This window comes from Micromonospora musae (assembly GCF_003626545.1).
GTDB lineage: Bacteria > Actinomycetota > Actinomycetes > Mycobacteriales > Micromonosporaceae > Micromonospora > Micromonospora musae.
The window spans coordinates 61,384-77,386 of sequence record NZ_RAZS01000005.1 but is presented as its reverse complement, the minus strand read 5'-3'; the positions used below and the strand labels follow the sequence as shown (position 1 = coordinate 77,386).

The window sequence follows — 16,003 nt, the reverse complement described above, 5'->3', positions numbered from 1 at the left end:
GGTGACCTTCGAGGAGTACGCGGAGCTGGCCCGCCTACTCGCCGAGCGGCGCGGGGCCGGTGCGCAGAGCGTCGCCGCCGCCGAGCGCCGCCGTGACCTGCACGCCGCTGCCGACTTCCTCGACGGGCGGTTGACCGCGCAGGGCAGGCGTCTCGACCTGCTCGGCCGGGCGATCGGGGAGCCGCCTGCGGCCGCCCCGGCGGCCGAGCCCGGCACCGCCCCGGCGGGGCCCTCGACTCCGGTCGGCGACCCGCCGGCCGTTGTCGCCCCGGACCCGGACCCGGGGCCGACCGCCGGCGCGACCGCCGCGCCGGCTCGGCCCGTGGTCGAGGCGTGCGACGGTGCGGCGTCGGCGAGCGCGCCCGCGGTGTCGCAGCGCGACGCCGTGGTCGAGCTGGAGCTGGCCCGGCGCTACGCCGACGAGGCGGACCGCCACGGGCAACAGGCGGAGCTGCTGGCAAGGCGGCCGATGCTGCTGCCGGCCTGGTCGCCCGTGGCCCGGGCGGCGGTGGTCTACCTGGCCTCGGCCGGGGCGGGCGTGGTGCTGATGTTCGCGATGGTGCTCGCCTCCGGTCTCGGCGCGCTCGGTGCCGGCCCGCTCTACGCCTGGATGTGCGCCGGGCTGCCCGCCGGATCACTGATCTCCGGATGGCTGGTGCTGGGCAGGTGGGGGCGGGCGCCGATGGAGGAGACCGGTGTCGCGCGCCACCCGGTGCTGGGCGTGGCGGTCTGCTTCCTGTTGGTCCCGTTGGCCTACTGCGGTTACCTGCTGCTGCTGCGGATCGTGCGGTGAAGCGGCCGGCGGAGTGGCGGCGGGGGGTGACGCGACGACCCCCGGGAACGCCGGTGACCTCGCGGTGAGGCGACCGGTGTTCCCGGGGGCACGATGACGCGACGAGTCAGCGACCGGCGGTCGCGAGCCCCTCGCTCAGCTCGGTTCCGGGGGCCGGGACGGGCGTGCGACGGCCCGTGGCGCGGCGGCCCGAGGGGACGATCAGCGCGGCCACCGCGGCGGCCAGGGCGATCGCGGTCAGCAGCACGAAGCCGGTGGTGAAGCCGGCTTCCCGGGGCAGGCCGCTCGCCTGCGGGTTGGCGGTGATCACGCTGCTCACCACGGCCGCGCCGATCGCGCCGCCGATGGTGCGGATGTTCGCGTTCATCCCGGTGGCCACGCCGGTCTGGCTGGGCGCGACGTTGGCCACGATCAGGTTGGCCATGGACGCGAACGCCAGCCCGATGCCGATGCCGACGAGGGCGCCGGCCACGCCGATCTCCAGGCGGGTGTCGTGGGCGAGGGCCAGCATGGCCGAGGCGGCCACGTTGAACACCGCGCCGGTGGCCAGCTGAGCCTTGGCGCTGAACCGGGCCTGCAGCCGACCGGCGACGATGCCGGCGACGAACATGCCGACCAGCATCGGCAGCATCAGCAGCCCGGCCTGGGTGACGCTCGCGCCGAAGCCGTAGCCGGCGCTGGACGGGGTCTGCACGAACTGCGGCACGAAGGCGTAGATCGCGAACATCGACCCGCCGTAGAGCAGGGCGACCAGGTTGGTCGTCCACACCCCGGGCAGGCGCATCATCCGCATGTCGATCAGCGGGTTCGCGGAGCGCACCTCGGCGACCAGCCAGCCGATCAGCAGCACGACGGCGAGCGCCAGCAGGCCGAGCACCCGGCCCGAGGTCCAGCCCCAGGTCGCGCCCTTGCTGACGGGCAGCAGCAGCGCCACCAGCCAGCCGGAGAGCAGCAGGGTGGCCCAGACGTTGATCCGGCCGGGCGAGCGGACCGGCGACTCCGGCACGAACCGGTACGCCGCGAGCGCGGTGAGGCCCACGACGACCATCGGGATCCAGAACAGCCACCGGTAGCCGAGTACGGAGACGATCGGACCGGCCAGCACGACGCCGAGGCCGCCACCGGCCGCGATGATCGCCGAGATGGTGGCGACCGAGGAGCTCACCCGCGCGGCGGGGAACTCGTCGCGGATGATGCCGAACGAGAGCGGGAAGACCGCGCCGCCGATGCCCTGGACGACGCGGGCGATGATCAGCACGCCGATGCTCGGCGCGATGGCGGCGAGCAGGCAGCCGACCGCGAGCGCGACGAGGGCGACGACCAGCATCCGTCCCTTGCCGATCATGTCGCCGACCCGGCCGAGGATCGGCGTGAAGATCGACGCGGAGAGCAGGTAGGCGGTGAGCACCCAGGTCACGGTGTTCTGGGAGGTGTGCAGGTCGTGCTGGATGACGGGCAGCACCGGGGTGATCAGCGACTGGAGCATCGCGAAGAAGCCGGCGCCGGCCGCGAGGACGAGGAAGGTCAGCCGACGCGAGCCGCGTCGGGTGGTCTCGGTCACGGAGTGAACTCCCAAATCGGTACGGAGGGAAGAGGATGCGGTGGCGGCGGTCAGCCGCCGGGCCGCTCCTGCGTGCGGTGGGCCATCGGTGGGACCGGCCGGAGGATCCGGGTAAGCTATCCGGAGGCACGGCTCCGGACAGTTCCGGAGGGGTGCCTCCGCAAACTTACTGGAGGGATGCCTCCGGTAGCAACCGAGGAGGTGTGACGTCCGCCATGGCCAGCACCCATGAGCTGGGGGAATACCTCGCGCGACGGCCCAGGCGGGCCGACGCCCAGCGGAACTACGACGCCCTGCTCAGCGCCGCCCGGGAGGTCTTCGGCGAGAGCGGCGTCAACGCGTCGCTGGAGGAGGTCGCCCGGCGGGCCGGGGTCGGCATCGGCACCCTCTACCGGAACTTCCCGAGCCGCCGGGAACTCTTCGAGGCGGTCTACGTCGACGAGGTGCAGGCGCTCAGCCGCTCGGTGGCCGACGTGGCGCACCTGTCGCCCTGGGACGCGCTCGTCGCCTGGCTGAACCGGTTCGTTGCGTACGCGGCCACCAAGCGGGCGCTCCGCGAGGAGCTGGCGTACGACTCCGAGGTCTTCCGCCGGTGCCGCACCGAGATCTACGCCGCCGGTGAGCCCCTGCTGAGCCGCGCCCAGCAGGCCGGAGCGGTGCGCCCCGACACCAGCTTCGACGACGTGGTGCGGTTGATCAGCGGCATCGTCGCGTTCCAGTTCCCGGAGCCGGGCCAGCGTGATCGGGTGCTGGCCATCGCCCTGGACGGGCTGCGCTACCCGCCCGCCTTCGCCTGACGCGACCCCGTCGGGTGCGGAAGCCCGCTCCTCTCTCGTGTCGGCTGGCCGACCGGAGCGCCCGACGGGTCTGAAACCATCGGCTCATCTCGATAGTCTGCTCGGTCTGTCCACTGTCGATTCTGTGGGTGCGCTGAGGAGTTACGACATGACCGAACCACCCGCGGCGGTGCGCGCCGCCGAACCGCCGCCGGATCCGAGCCCGGCCCCCGGGCGTATCACCAACCGTCCACCCGGCTACCCGAACGCACTGGTCTGGCTGCGGGCCGGAATCCTGCGCGACTGGCGCGGCGTGCTGGGCGCCTTCGTCGCCACCTGGTTCTACCTGCCGGTGGCCCTGTTCGCCGCGGTCTGGGGCGGCGTGCTCGGCGCGTTCGTCAGCGTCTTCGCCGGCGCCCTCGGCACCGAGGACCAGCTGCCCGCCGCGATCCGGGACACCCCGCTCGTCGGTGACCTGCTCGACGCCGTTCTCAGCCGCTCGGGCGGAGTGCTCGGCGGCTTCGTCGGCTTCGCGCTCGGCGCGGTCGGCGGCTTCCTGATCGTCGTGCTGCTGCCCTGGCGGGAGGTTCTCGACGAGCCGTTCGCCCTGCTCGCCGGTCTGCTCGGCACCACGGTCGCCGCCGCGCTGATCGGGCTGCTCTACACGATCTACCGGGTGCTGCTGGAGCCGCGGCTGATGGTGGTCTCCGGGGCCCGTGAGCTCAGCCGACGGGAGCAGGCCCGGCTGCTGCCCATCCTCGAGGACTGTGCCCGGCGACTCGGCCTGCCCACCGTGCCGCGGCTGCTTATCGAGGACGGCGCGGTGCTCACCAACGCCCGGACGTACACCCGGCACATCGTGATCACCTCCAGCGTGCTCGACGAGCCGGACGAGGAGATCGCCGCGCTGTTCAGCCACGAACTGGTGCACTGGCGTACCGGCGACGAGGTCACCAGCGCGTTCGTGCGGGGTGTCGCGCTTCCGCTCACCCTGGCGCACGCGTTGCCGACCTGGCTGATGCGGACGTTCCCGCACACCGGCACCAAGTTCGTGGTCTTCCTGATCTTCTGGCCGATCCTGCTGACCATGCGGTACGTGGTGCTGCCGCTGCACGCCCAGGACGTGCGGGCGGCGGAGTACCGGGCGGATCTGGGGGCGGTCTTCACCGGTCATGTCGAGGGGTTGCGCAGCGTCCTGGAACGGCGTAGATCCTTCGAGGGCGGACGCAGCGGTTGGGACGAGGCGGTCTGCGCCACCCACCCGCCGCACGAGCTGCGGCTCGACCGGCTCGACCGTACGACGGAGCAGCCTGCCGTGGCGCCGGTCCCGCTCACCACGGAGACGCTCTTCGGCCGTCCCGGTGATTTCGGCACCCCGCGCTCCTGGCTGGTGGCCGGACTGGTCGTGGCGGCCCTCGTCGTCGGCACCGCCGGGCTCGGCGTCGTGCAGTGGGCCTTCTTCCGGCCGCAGTCGGCCGTCGACGGATACTTCGACGCGCTGGCCGATCGGGACGCCGACGCCGCGCTCGACCTGCTGGACCCCGGGGCGGTGCCGACCGCCGACCGGGAACTCCTCGCCGACCTGATCCGGGGCGAGGGCTATGAGCCGCCGACCGACGTCGAGATCACCGCGATCGAGCGCGAGGAAGAGACGGCCACGGCCACCATCTCCTTCCGGTTGGCCGGCACGGAGCAGCAGGCCGAGTTGCGGCTGCACCGCGCCGAGTCCGCCACCGCCGGGTTGTTCCACGGCTGGCGGCTCCAGGACGGCCTCGCCACGGTCGGCCTACCACCCGGGCGCGACGGGCTGACGGTGAACGGCGTGCCGATCCCGTCGCCCAGCGAGGACTCCCCGCCGATCTCGCTCCTGCCCGGCGTCCACACCGCGAGCGCACCGGGCAGCGCGCTCAGCGAGGTGCCGACCGAGAAGATCGTGCTGGTTCCGGGGCAGACCACCGGCGCGGCCTTCGCCCTGGCCCCGGTGCTGCGCCCGGAGGTCACCGCCACCGCGCAGGAGCGGGTACGCGCCTACCTGGACGAGTGCGCGAAGCAGACCGTGGCCGCGCCGACGGGCTGCCCGTTCGACCACTCCGGGGGCACCGTGCAGAAGATCAGCTGGGAGATCCTCGAGTACCCGGAGGTCGTGGTGAATCTGCTCGGCCCGGACACCGCCCGGGTCAGCACCCCGGCCGAAGGTCAGGGGCGCGTTCGGGCCACCGGAACCGAGACGTACTTCGGCGGGCCGAGCCCCTTCGACGACGAGGATCAGGTCGCCGTCGTCGGTCTGCTGACCGCATCGGGCGACACCCTCACGTTCCAGCCCGGCAACGGCGACGACTGAGAGAGGAGCCGCAGGTGACCGAGACGAACCCCGACCCCGTGGCGCGCCAACCGTTCCGGCTGACCATCACGCCGCGTCAACGGCAGGCGCCCCCGGTGACGCTGCTGGACTGGATCCACCGCCGACCGGAGTACCGGCCGGTGGTACGCAGCGCCGGCGGAGCAGGCGGCGGGCGGGCCGGCTTCAGCGACGCGGTGATCATCGCCGTGGTGGCGCAGGCGCTCCTGCCGGGGCTGTTCAACCTGCTCCAGTCCTGGGTCGACCAGCAGCGCACCGAGGCGAGCATCCGGATCCAGACCGGGGAGACCGAGGTGGAGCTTCAGGTCAACGGCCGCACCGACTCGGCCCGGCTGCTCGCGCAGGCGACCGAGGCGCTACGGATCGCCCGCGCGGAGCAGACCGGTACGGAGACCGCCGGCTGACCCACCCGCCGGCCGCCGGTCCGGCCCGTCCGATGCCCACGCTGTCGCGGGGCGTGCGTCGGACGGGCCGACCGGCTGCGGTTCTCGTGACCGTCCGGTCAGGTGGCCTTGGCCAGCGCCTCGAACTCGGCGTCGGTGAGCTTCACCTCGGCCGCGGCGACGTTCTCCACCAGGTGCGCGACGGAGGACGTACCCGGGATCGGCAGCATCACCGGCGAGCGGCGCAGCAGCCAGGCGAGCGCGAGCTGCGCGGGCGTCGCGCTGTGCTCGGCGGCGATGGCGTCCAGCGGCCCGCCGGGACGGGCCAGGTTGCCGGTCGCGATCGGGAACCAGGGGATGAACGCGAGGTCGTTGCTTTCGCAGTACTCCAGCACGTCCTCGAAGTGGCGGTCGGCCAGGTTGTACAGGTTCTGCACCGACACGATCGGGGTGATCTTCCGGGCCGCCTCGACCTGCTCGACCGTCACCTCGGAGAGACCGATGTGCCGGATCTTCCCCTCCTGCTTGAGCAGGGCCAGCTCGCCGAGCTGGTCGGCGAGCGGCACCGTCGGGTCGATCCGGTGCAGCTGGTAGAGCGGGATGCAGTCCAGGCCGAGGTGGCGCAGGCTCAGCTCGCACTGCTGGCGCAGGTACTCCGGACGCCCCAGCGGACGCCAGTCGCCCGGCCCGGCCCGGGTGAAGCCCGCCTTGGTCGCGATGACCAGATCGTCGGCGTACGGGTGCAGCGCCTCGCGGATCAGCAGCTCCGAGACGAACGGCCCGTACGAGTCGGCGGTGTCGATGAACGTCACGCCGAGTTCGACAGCCCGGCGCAGCACCCGGACCGCCTCCTGCGGGTCCTTCGGGTCGCCCCAGACGCCCGGGCCGGTGAGCTGCATCGCCCCGTAGCCGAGCCGGTCCACCTCGAGGTCGCCGCCGATCCGGTACGTGCCGGCGGCCTTCGCGGGCCGGGCCTCGGCGTTGCTTGCCATGAGTTCCCCCTGTCGTGTTCCACCATCGTCGGCCAATCTAACCCCCACCCCGGCCGCCGACGCGGCCAACGTCGGGCGCGCCCCTTCGCGGGGCAACCCGTCGGCCCGCGGCCGGCACGGCCGCCTCGGCGTCGGCTTGGCGCTGGCCTCACCCGGCCCACTCTGCTACCGGAATGCGGGCCAGTGCTCCGGCCTTCAGGCCGGGGGTGAAGGCCCGCGCTGGGAGGGCCGTCGGGCTCGAGCAGTGCCTTAAGTGGGACGGTTCTGCTGCTCGATGTACTGCTTCACGACGCTCAACGGTGCCCCGTCGACGGAGCCCGCAAAGTACGAACCCGACCAGAGCTTGTTTGCCCGGTAGTAGTGCCGCGCCAGGTCGGGGAACTCCTGTCGCAGCCGGCGTGAGGAGACGCCTTTGAGGCCGTTGACCAGCCGGGCCACGGCGACCTTGGGCGGGTAGTTGACGAGCAGGTGGACGTGGTTGTTTGCGCCGTTGAACTCGACCAGTTCGGCTTCGAAGTCTCGGCACACGTCTAGCATGATCGCTTCCATGGGCGGCATGTCGGAGCCGGAGCCGGCGCGGGGCCTCCGGCGGGGGACGGAACTCCTCCTGGAGGCCGTGGCCCTGATGGCCGCGGCCGAACGCGACGGCGACTACTCCGTCGCCGACCGGGCGGCGGCGCTGCTGCGCCAGGCGCTCGCCATCACCCCGGAGGGCGCGCCGCAGCGGCTGCACCACCTCTCCGCGCTGGGACGGGTGTATCGGGACCAGTTCCGCCACCTCGGTCGCCGTGCCGCCCTGCAGGCGGCGATCGACGCGCACCGGGGGAGCCTCGCGTCGACGCCGCCCGGCGACCCGCAGCGGGCGTTCCGGCTGTTCAACCTCGCTACCGTGCTGAGCGACCGGTACGAGCTCCTCGACGACGTCGCGGCGTTGGACGAGTCGATCCGCCTGCTCGACGAGGCCGTCCTCGCCGACGCCGGCGGGGCACCGCTGCCCGTGCCGGCCCGGATCAACCTCGGCCAGCGGCTACGGGACCGCTGGCATCGTCGCGGCGACCCGACCGACCTCGACCGCGCCGTGGAGGTCCTCGCGGCCGCGGCCGACCCCGGGGCGGCCCTGATGTACGCCATGGTGATCACCGAGCGGTACACCGAGCGACGCACCCCGGCCGACCTGGACGCGGCGATCGAGGCGAACCGGGCCGCGGTGGCCGTGGCGGGCAGCCTGCCGAAGGACCTCGCCGACCTCGCCGACCTCGCCCGGATCGGTCTCGCGGCCCTGCTCGGCCAGCGGTACGAAGACAGCCACGCCCCGGCCGACCTGGACGGGGCGATCTTCGCGTACCGGACGGCGGTGGACGCCGCGGCCGGAGCCGACCGGGCCGGGCTGCGACGCGCACTGGGCGGCCTGCTGGCCTCCCGCTACGAGCTGCACCGGCACCGCGGCGACCTCACCGAGTCACTGCGGCTGCTCCGCACGGCGGTCGCCGCCACGGACGAGCCGGTGACGCGGGCCCTGCTCCTGCGCGACCTCGGCCACGTCCTGCACCGCCACCACACCGGCCTGCTCGGTCTCGACACCCTGCGGGAGTGCCACGACCTGCTGGCCGAGGCGGAGCGACTGCTCCCGGCCGGTCACCCGGAACGCCCCCACCTCCTGCGCGACCTCGGCGAGGCCCGGCGCGAGTTGGCCGACGCGGCGGGGGAGCCCGAGCTGCTGGAGCCGGCCGTGGCCACGCTACGCGCCGCCGTCGCGGCCGCCGCCGATTCGCCGCTGCTGCCCCAATCCCTGTCCAACCTGGGCGTCGCCCTGCAGGCGCTCTTCGCCCATACGCAGGATCTGGCGACCCTCACCGAGGCGGTCGCCGTACTGCGCCGGGCCCTGGAGGCGGCCCCGCCCGGTCACCCCGACCGGCTGCTCGTCCTCACCAACTACGGCGCGGCCCTGAACCGGCGGGTCGACCTGGCGGTCGAGGGAATGACCGACGCGACACCGAAGGCCGGTGGGCCGGCAAGAATCGGCGCCGACGGCCACCCGCCGCCCCCCGAGCTGGAACGGGACGCGCAGACGGCCGTCACGCTGCTGCGGGAGGCCGCCGAGCTGGCCCGGCACGAGGCCGACGAGGAGCGTGCCCCGGTCGTCCACATCCTCGCCCTCGCCCTCCTGCTCCGGCACCAGCTGACCGGAGACCTGGCGGACGTCGACGAATCGGTCGACCTGCTGCGCGACGTACGCGCGGCCCTGCCGCCGTTCCCGCCGGACGGTCACCGGCTGTACATCGACGCGCTCGCTCCGACCGCCACGCTGCCCGAAGGGTCGAGCTGGCCCCGGCTCTGGTGGTGCCCCACCGGGTTGCTCACCCTGCTGCCGCTGCACGCCGCCGCGCCGATGGAGGGCCGCGACGGCGTGCTGGACCGGGTCGTGCCGTCGTACACCGCGTCGCTGCGGGCGCTGCGGCGAGCCCGCGACGCGGCGCCGGCCGGCGGGGGACCGATCACCTCCGCGCTGGTGGTCGGCATGCCGCGGACACCGGGCCTGGCCGACCTGCCCGCGGTGGCGCGCGAGGAGGGCGTCGTCCGCCGGTATCTGCCGCAGGTGACCTCCCTGACCGGCCCGGCCGCGACACCGCAGGCGGTCCTCGCCGCGCTGCCCCGACAGCCGGTCGTCCACCTCTGCTGCCACGGCACCCAGCGCCTGGACGCGCCGACCGAGGGGCGGCTCGTGCTCTCCGGCGGGCCGCTGCAGGTGCGCGACCTGTGGCGCCCCGCCGGCACCGCCGCGGCCCTCGCCGTGCTGTCCGCCTGCGAGACGGTACGCGGTGGGGCGGCCCTGGCGGACGAGGCGCTCACCCTCGGCACCGCGTTCCAGCTCGCCGGCTTCCGGCACGTCATCGGCGCGCTCTGGTCCATCTCGGACGCGCTGGCCGCGCAGCTCAGCGCGGAGTTCTACGCGCGGCTCGCGGTGCCCGGCGGTATCGACCCGGAACGTGCCGCGCCCGCCCTGCACCACGCGGTGCGCCGGCTCCGTGCCGTGCTGCCCGGCCGGCCGGACCTCTGGGCGGGTTACGTCCACATCGGGCCGTGACCGGCCTCGGCGGGCCGGCGCCACCGCCTCCCGGTGGTCACCGAGGGGCGCCGGTGGCAGCGCCGCCCCGGAGAGCGGGCCGTGCGCCGCCCGCAGCAGTGCGAGGTCGCAACGCCACCGGGGACGGAACCCCCGAACGGTGCGGGACGGAACGGATCCGGCAGCTCCGGTCGGAACGGGGCGCTCCGGCCGGAATGACCGAGCGGCGACCACGCCGTCACGGCCCGTGCGACGCTGAGCCGGTGCCGGTGATGCCGACCCGTGGGCGGGCGACGGCGCGCACGGCGGGAGGGGGCTGCAATGGCGGGAGTGCCGCAGGTCGACTTCGCGCTCGACACGTACGAGTGCATCGTGCTCTACCCGGGGCGGGCCGGCCGAGCGCTGTCGACCCAGACCATCCAGCGGCTGCAGGCCGAGCACGCCGAGCACATGGACGCGCTGCACCGGCGCGGCATCGTCCTGGTCTCCGGCTCGGTCGACGGGCGGGCGGACAACCCGGACCCGCCGATCGGGTTCGGGCTGGCCCGTACCGGCTCAGTGGAGGACGTGCGCAGCGTGATGGAGGCCGACCCCGCGGTGCAGGCGGGGCTCTACCGGGTGGACGTGATGACCTTCCTCTGCCCGGCCGGGTCGCTGGAGTTCCCCCTCGCGAAGACCGAGAGCTGAGGGCGGCGGCGCGGACGGCCACTGACTTCGTGCGGATACGGCTCGCGCTCGGGCCGGGAGGACCCGGCACCCGGCCGGAACGGGAGGCGTACGATTCCCGGCGCGCGGTCGCCGTTGCCCGCCAGCCAGAACGTCCCGGATGCGGTTCCACCCTGTGTTCCACGCGTGTTCGCGTGTCGGTGGAGAATTGTTCCGCAGCCCGCGAGGGGGTCGGTCAGCAGCCCGACCCGGAGGAGAGACTAGCCTGATGGGCGTGACACGCCGCGCGAAGATCGTCTGTACTCTCGGCCCCGCCACCTCTTCCCCGGAGCGCATCCGGGGGCTCGTAGAGGCCGGGATGAATGTGGCGAGACTCAACTTCAGTCACGGCAGCCACGCCGACCACGAAGCCGTTTATCGGCTGGTCCGGGAGGCGGCCGAGGCGGCCGGTTCCCCGGTGGCGGTCCTCGCCGACCTCCAGGGTCCCAAGATCCGCCTGGGCAAGTTCGCCGACGGCCCGTACGAGTGGCGTACCGGCGACTCCGTCGTGATCACCAGCGACGACATCCTCGGCACGAAGGACCGCGTCTCCTGCACCTACAAGCGGCTGCCGCAGGAGGTGAAGCCCGGTGACCGGCTGCTGATCGACGACGGCCGCGTCGCCGTCGAGGTCACCGACGTGCAGGGCAACGACATCCGCTGCCTGGTCACCGAGGGCGGCCCGGTCTCCAACAACAAGGGCGTGTCGCTGCCGAACGTGGCGGTCAGCGTTCCGGCGCTGTCGGAGAAGGACGAGGAGGACCTGCGCTTCGCGCTCGGCCTCGGCGCCGACATGATCGCGCTGTCCTTCGTCCGCTCGCCCGACGACATCAAGCGCGTGCACGCGATCATGAACGAGGTCGGAGTGCAGCGGCCGGTGCTGGCCAAGGTCGAGAAGCCGGAGGCGGTGGACCATCTGGAGGCCATCGTGCTGGCCTTCGACGGCGTCATGGTCGCCCGCGGTGACCTCGGCGTCGAGATGCCGCTGGACGAGGTCCCGCTGGTGCAGAAGCGCGCCGTGCAGCTCTGCCGGGAGAACGCCAAGCCGGTCATCGTGGCGACCCAGATGCTCGACTCCATGATCGAGAATTCCCGCCCGACCCGCGCCGAGGCCTCCGACGTGGCCAACGCGGTGCTCGACGGCGCGGACGCGGTGATGCTCTCCGGTGAGACCAGCGTCGGCAAGTACCCGGTGCTCACCGTCAGCACCATGGCCAGGATCGTGACGACCACCGAGTGCGGCTCGTTCGCCGTGCCGCGGCTGCAGCACGACCCGCGTACCCACGGCGGCGCCCTCACCATCGCCGCCTCCTCCATCGCACGGGCCATCGGCGCCAAGGCGCTGGTCGCCTTCTCCCAGACCGGCGACACGGTGCGGCGGCTCAGCCGACTGCACTGTGACCTGCCGCTGCTGGCCTTCACCCCCGTGCCGGAGGTGCGCAACCAGCTCGCCCTCGCCTGGGGCGTCGAGACGTTCCTGATGCCCTTCGTCGAGCACACCGACGACATGTTCCGCCAGGTCGACGAGGCGCTGCTCGGCCTCAACCGGGCCAACCCCGGCGACTACGTGGTGATCGTGGCGGGCAGCCCGCCCGGCACCCCCGGCTCGACCAACACGCTCCGCGTGCACCAGCTCGGATCGTTGGTCGACGCGGCCTCGGCGCGGGCCTTGCAGTGACCGACCCGAAGGTCGTGGTCGGCCAGGCCGCGGTCGACCAGCTGCTCGAGGTGCTCGATCTCGAACAGACCGCCACCATGACCTTCCGGGGGATGAGCCCGCCCGTCGGGCCGCAGCGGGTGTACGGCGGGCAGGTCGCCGGCCAGGCGCTGGTGGCCGCCGGCCGTACGGTCGACCGGGAGCGGTTCGTGCACTCGCTGCACGGCTACTTCGTCCGCCCCGGCGACCCGGCCGAACCGATCGAGTACCAGGTGGAGAACGTCCGGGACGGGCGCTCCTTCTCGGTACGCCGCTCGGTGGCCCTCCAGCACGACAAGCCGATCTTCTTCATGTCGGCCTCCTTCCAGCGGGTGGAGGAGGGGCTGGACCACCAGGCGCCGGCGCCGCTGGACGTGCCGGGGCCGGACGAGGTGCCGACGATGCCCGACCGGCTCGCCCGCTATCCCGAACGGCTCGGCATCTGGTCCCAGATTCCGCGCCCGATCGACGTCCGCTACGTCGGCGAGCCCGGCTGGGTCCGCCCGGGCGACCGCCCCGCCAACCCGCACCAGCGGGTGTGGATGCGGATCGACGGCAAGCTGCCGGACGACCCGCTGCTGCACGCCTGCGCGCTGACGTACGCCTCCGACCTGACCCTGCTCGACTCGGTGCTCTCCGTGCACGGCGAGGTGTGGGGTCCGGGCGGGGTCGTCGGGGCCAGCCTCGACCACGCGCTCTGGTTCCACCGGCCGTTCCGCGCCGACGAGTGGTTCCTCTACGACTGCTGGAGCCCGTCGGCGTCGGGTGCCCGGGGGTTGGCCACCGGGCGGATGTTCACCACGGACGGCCGCCAGATCGCCAGCGCCGTGCAGGAGGGGCTGCTGCGGCGCGTCGGCGCGTGACCGATCGGCCGAGGGTCGGCGGACCGGGCGGCTGACCAGCCCGATAACCTTTGCGGCATGCGTCTCTCCGCTCGGGTCGACTACGCCCTCCGTGCGACCGCCGAGCTCGCGGCGACGGCCACCGGGCCGGGACGGGGCCGGCCGGTCACCGCCGACCAGATCGCCCGGGCCCAGGAGATCCCGCCGAAGTTCCTGGAGAGCATCCTGCTGCAGCTGCGCCGCGGCGGCATCGTCCAAGCCCAGCGTGGTCCCGAGGGCGGCTACTGGCTGGCCCGCCCGGCGGACGAGATCTCGTTGGCCGAGGTGATCCGGGTGATCGACGGGCCGCTCGCCCACGTTCGGGGGCAGCGTCCGGAGCAGCTCGGCTACCACGGCCCGGCCCGCTCGTTGCAGGAGGTCTGGATCGCCCTGCGGGCGAGCGAGCGGGAGATCCTGGAGCTGGTGACGATCGCCGACGTGGCCGGCGGGACGTTGCCGTCGCGGGTCACCGAGCTGGCCGCCGACCCGCGCGCCTGGACCTGATCCCACGGCTGGGCCTGCCGACCCCGCCCGCACCACCGCAGTCCCGCCCCGCCACCGCCGGCGCCGCGCGCTGGCTGGCGGGCCCCCTGTCCGGGCCGACGGGCCCTGTCCGGCCGCCGCGCCGCGGCTCCGCCACCGAAGTAACCGTCCGTACTGACTACGGAGAGCTGCCGCCGCCGCCTGGCGGTGCCTCGCTCTTTCGGCCCTTTGCTCTGCACCCGCCGACGCACCACCCCGCCGAGCTGGGGTTTTCGAAGGCGAGCCCCGAGTCGGGCAGCCGAATTCGGTGACGGTGCGCGACTGGCGCGTATAGGGGTGCAGAGCAAAGGCGGCGGCGAGGTCCACTCCACCCCGCCGGAAAGTTGCGCTCCGTAATGGCCGACGGCCGGGAATCAAGGGGTCGGCAGCGGCACGGCGAGGGGTCAGCCTTCGAACAGCTCGGCAGCACGGACCAGCGAGGCAGCACCGACCAGAGCGTCAACGCCCGAGCGTCCAGAGGGTCCGATAAATGCGCGCCGACGAGACGGTGTCGCGGCAGGCACCGGGCCGCAGCCGCGGAATCCGCTCAGCTACGGCCCGGTGCGCCACACCGCGGCATTCCCGACCCGTCCCGACCGGGAATGCCGTACCACCACCGGATATGAACCTAGGCCCCGTCCGGGTCGCGGGGGTGACACCAGCATGAAGATCGTGTTTCAGGCATTCCTCCGCAGGCCGCCGGCGACCTGCTCGGCGACCAGCTCGAACGAGCGCACCCGGTCCGCCACGTCGTAGACCATCGTGGTGAGCATCAGCTCGTCCGCGCCGGTACGCGCCAACAGCTCGGTCAGCTGACGGCGCACCGTCTCCGGCGAGCCGACCGCCTGACCCTCCAGGCGCTGCGCCATGAACTCCCGCTCGACCTCGGTGTACGGGTACGCCGCGGCCTCCTCCGGGGTGGCCAACGGCTGCGGCCGGCCGGAGCGCATTCGGAGGAAGGAGAGCCCGGCCGGCCCCGCGAGCCAGTGCGCGCGCTCGTCCGTCTCCGCGCAGAACACGTTGACCGCCACCATGGCGTACGGCTTCTCCAGGAACCGCGACGGCCGGAAGTGCTGCCGGTACAGCATCAGCGCCGGCAGGGTGTTCTGCGCGCTGAAGTGGTGCGCGAACGAGAACGGCAGCCCGAGCAGACCGGCCAACTGGGCGCTGAACCCGCTCGAACCGAGCAGCCAGACCGCCGGCTGCTCGCCCAGGCCCGGAGTGGCGGTGATCGGGCCCGGCTGCTCGCCGCTGAAGTAGTTCATCAGGTCGGCCAGCTCACGGGGGAACCCCTCGGCCGAGAGCCCCTCCATGGTCCGGCGCAGCGCCAAGGCCGTCACCTGGTCCGTACCCGGGGCGCGGCCGATGCCCAGGTCGATCCGGCCCGGATGCAGCGCCTCCAGCGTGCCGAACTGCTCGGCCACCACCAGCGGCGCGTGGTTGGGCAGCATCACCCCACCAGAACCGAGCCGGATCGTCGAGGTCGCCGCCGCCAGGTGCGCGATGAGCACCGGCGGGGCGGAGCTCGCGATCGCCGGCATGTTGTGGTGCTCGGCCACCCAGAACCGGTGGTAGCCCAGCTCCTCGGTGCGGCGGGCCAACTCGGTGGTGTGTCGCAGGGCCTCGCCCGGGGTGGCGCCGGTGGCGACCGGCGCAAGGTCAAGAACGGAGAGCGGTACGTCGATCACAAGCGTGGCCAACCCCGTGGACGTCGGGTTTGTTCCCGGATGCGACTCAACCCACGCCCCGCGCCTGCTCGAAGATCAAACTCGTCTGGGTGTGCTGTACCGCCGGGTCCACGGCCAGGTGATCGAGTACGAAGTCCCGCAGCGCGTCCGCCGACGCCGCCCGCACGTGCAGCACGTAGTCCTCCGCGCCGGCAACGTGGAAGACCGACACCACCCCCGGCAGCCGCACCGACCGAGCCCGGAACGCATCCACCACCTGCCGGTCGTGCGCGCTCAACCGCACGGAGACCAGCGCCTGCAACGGCAGACCCAGCGCCGCCGGGTCGATCTCGGCGTGGAAACCGCGGATCGCCCCGCTCTCCCGCAGCGCCCGGGTACGCGCCAGACACGTCGACGGCGCCACGCCGACCCGCTCCGCCAGCGCGTTGTTCGGCATCCGCCCGTCAGCGGCCAACTCGGCGAGGATCGCGCGGTCGGTGTCGTCGAGGGCGGACGACGGCCGCAGATCATTCGATACAAGGGTCACCCGGCCATCCTGTACCGAACATCACTCGAATTCAATCCCTACTCACAGAATCATCTT

At 73.1% G+C, this 16,003-nt stretch carries 14 protein-coding genes; 9 read left to right on the top strand and 5 right to left on the bottom strand.

Annotated features, from left to right (window positions below; genetic code table 11):
* Position 1: 1 nt before the first annotated feature.
* The gene (locus D7147_RS15105; RefSeq protein ID WP_120678005.1) at positions 2 to 793 is read left to right on the top strand and encodes a hypothetical protein; all 792 of its coding nucleotides are present in this window, start codon (positions 2 to 4) and stop codon (positions 791 to 793) included.
* Positions 794 to 899: 106 nt separating this feature from the next.
* Here D7147_RS15105 and D7147_RS15100 read toward each other — a convergent pair whose 3' ends face one another.
* Positions 900 to 2,354 carry an MFS transporter gene (locus tag D7147_RS15100; RefSeq protein WP_120678003.1) on the bottom strand — a complete coding sequence of 485 codons (1,455 nt, stop codon included), beginning with the start codon at positions 2,352 to 2,354 and terminating at the stop codon, positions 900 to 902.
* 215 nt (positions 2,355 to 2,569) lie between these two features.
* On the opposite strand from D7147_RS15100, the gene D7147_RS15095 reads away from it, so the two are divergent.
* The 3 genes from D7147_RS15095 (at position 2,570) to D7147_RS15085 (ending at position 5,893) form a co-directional block, all read left to right on the top strand.
* Positions 2,570 to 3,151, top strand: a complete 582-nt coding sequence (locus D7147_RS15095; protein ID WP_120678000.1) for a TetR/AcrR family transcriptional regulator — start codon at positions 2,570 to 2,572, stop codon at positions 3,149 to 3,151.
* A gap of 148 nt (positions 3,152 to 3,299) precedes the next feature.
* Complete coding sequence (locus D7147_RS15090; RefSeq protein ID WP_120677997.1) at positions 3,300 to 5,471, top strand: M48 family metalloprotease; 2,172 nt, start codon at positions 3,300 to 3,302, stop codon at positions 5,469 to 5,471.
* 14 nt (positions 5,472 to 5,485) lie between these two features.
* On the top strand, positions 5,486 to 5,893 hold the full coding sequence (locus tag D7147_RS15085; RefSeq protein ID WP_120677995.1) for an effector-associated constant component EACC1: 408 nt from the start codon (positions 5,486 to 5,488) through the stop codon (positions 5,891 to 5,893).
* Positions 5,894 to 5,991: 98 nt separating this feature from the next.
* Here the strand turns inward: D7147_RS15085 and D7147_RS15080 are convergent, their stop codons facing one another.
* Together D7147_RS15080 and tnpA are read right to left on the bottom strand one after the other, a co-directional pair.
* On the bottom strand, positions 5,992 to 6,864 hold the full coding sequence (locus D7147_RS15080; protein ID WP_120677993.1) for an aldo/keto reductase: 873 nt from the start codon (positions 6,862 to 6,864) through the stop codon (positions 5,992 to 5,994).
* 249 nt (positions 6,865 to 7,113) lie between these two features.
* Positions 7,114 to 7,422, bottom strand: a complete 309-nt coding sequence (tnpA, locus tag D7147_RS15075; RefSeq protein WP_267900763.1) for an IS200/IS605 family transposase — start codon at positions 7,420 to 7,422, stop codon at positions 7,114 to 7,116.
* Here tnpA and D7147_RS33385 point away from each other — a divergent pair.
* The 5 genes from D7147_RS33385 to D7147_RS15050 all read left to right on the top strand — a co-directional run bounded on the left by D7147_RS33385 (position 7,421) and on the right by D7147_RS15050 (position 13,714).
* Positions 7,421 to 9,949, top strand: coding sequence for a CHAT domain-containing protein (locus D7147_RS33385; protein WP_147437400.1), 2,529 nt, complete (start codon positions 7,421 to 7,423; stop codon positions 9,947 to 9,949). The two genes, tnpA and D7147_RS33385, sit on opposite strands and share 2 nt — an antisense overlap.
* Before the next feature lie 300 nt (positions 9,950 to 10,249).
* The gene (locus D7147_RS15065; RefSeq protein ID WP_120677987.1) at positions 10,250 to 10,615 is read left to right on the top strand and encodes a YciI family protein; all 366 of its coding nucleotides are present in this window, start codon (positions 10,250 to 10,252) and stop codon (positions 10,613 to 10,615) included.
* Between the two features lie 247 nt (positions 10,616 to 10,862).
* Entirely contained in the window at positions 10,863 to 12,311 is a 1,449-nt protein-coding gene (gene pyk / locus D7147_RS15060) for a pyruvate kinase (RefSeq protein WP_120677985.1), read from the top strand.
* The gene (locus D7147_RS15055; protein WP_120677983.1) at positions 12,308 to 13,192 is read left to right on the top strand and encodes an acyl-CoA thioesterase; all 885 of its coding nucleotides are present in this window, start codon (positions 12,308 to 12,310) and stop codon (positions 13,190 to 13,192) included. Before pyk ends, D7147_RS15055 begins: the two co-directional genes overlap by 4 nt.
* A gap of 57 nt (positions 13,193 to 13,249) precedes the next feature.
* Positions 13,250 to 13,714 (top strand): RrF2 family transcriptional regulator, encoded by a 465-nt coding sequence (locus D7147_RS15050; RefSeq protein WP_120677981.1) that lies wholly within the window; start codon positions 13,250 to 13,252, stop codon positions 13,712 to 13,714.
* Between the two features lie 695 nt (positions 13,715 to 14,409).
* On the opposite strand, the gene D7147_RS15045 is transcribed toward D7147_RS15050, so the two are convergent.
* Both D7147_RS15045 and D7147_RS15040 read right to left on the bottom strand, forming a co-directional pair.
* Positions 14,410 to 15,420, bottom strand: a complete 1,011-nt coding sequence (locus D7147_RS15045) for an LLM class flavin-dependent oxidoreductase (RefSeq protein ID WP_407663360.1) — start codon at positions 15,418 to 15,420, stop codon at positions 14,410 to 14,412.
* Between the two features lie 46 nt (positions 15,421 to 15,466).
* Positions 15,467 to 15,946, bottom strand: a complete 480-nt coding sequence (locus D7147_RS15040; protein ID WP_120677977.1) for an Lrp/AsnC family transcriptional regulator — start codon at positions 15,944 to 15,946, stop codon at positions 15,467 to 15,469.
* Positions 15,947 to 16,003: the final 57 nt, after the last annotated feature.

Bases quoted from the DNA above. Each gene is read 5' to 3' on its own strand.
- D7147_RS15095 (WP_120678000.1), top strand. From the start codon at position 2,570: ATGGCCAGCACCCATGAGCTGGGGGAATACCTCGCGCGACGGCCCAGG.
- D7147_RS15090 (WP_120677997.1), top strand. From the start codon at position 3,300: ATGACCGAACCACCCGCGGCGGTGCGCGCCGCCGAACCGCCGCCGGAT.
- D7147_RS15080 (WP_120677993.1), bottom strand. From the start codon at position 6,864: ATGGCAAGCAACGCCGAGGCCCGGCCCGCGAAGGCCGCCGGCACGTAC.
- D7147_RS33385 (WP_147437400.1), top strand. From the start codon at position 7,421: ATGTCGGAGCCGGAGCCGGCGCGGGGCCTCCGGCGGGGGACGGAACTC.
- tnpA (WP_267900763.1), bottom strand. From the start codon at position 7,422: ATGCCGCCCATGGAAGCGATCATGCTAGACGTGTGCCGAGACTTCGAA.
- D7147_RS15065 (WP_120677987.1), top strand. From the start codon at position 10,250: ATGGCGGGAGTGCCGCAGGTCGACTTCGCGCTCGACACGTACGAGTGC.
- pyk (WP_120677985.1), top strand. From the start codon at position 10,863: ATGGGCGTGACACGCCGCGCGAAGATCGTCTGTACTCTCGGCCCCGCC.
- D7147_RS15050 (WP_120677981.1), top strand. From the start codon at position 13,250: ATGCGTCTCTCCGCTCGGGTCGACTACGCCCTCCGTGCGACCGCCGAG.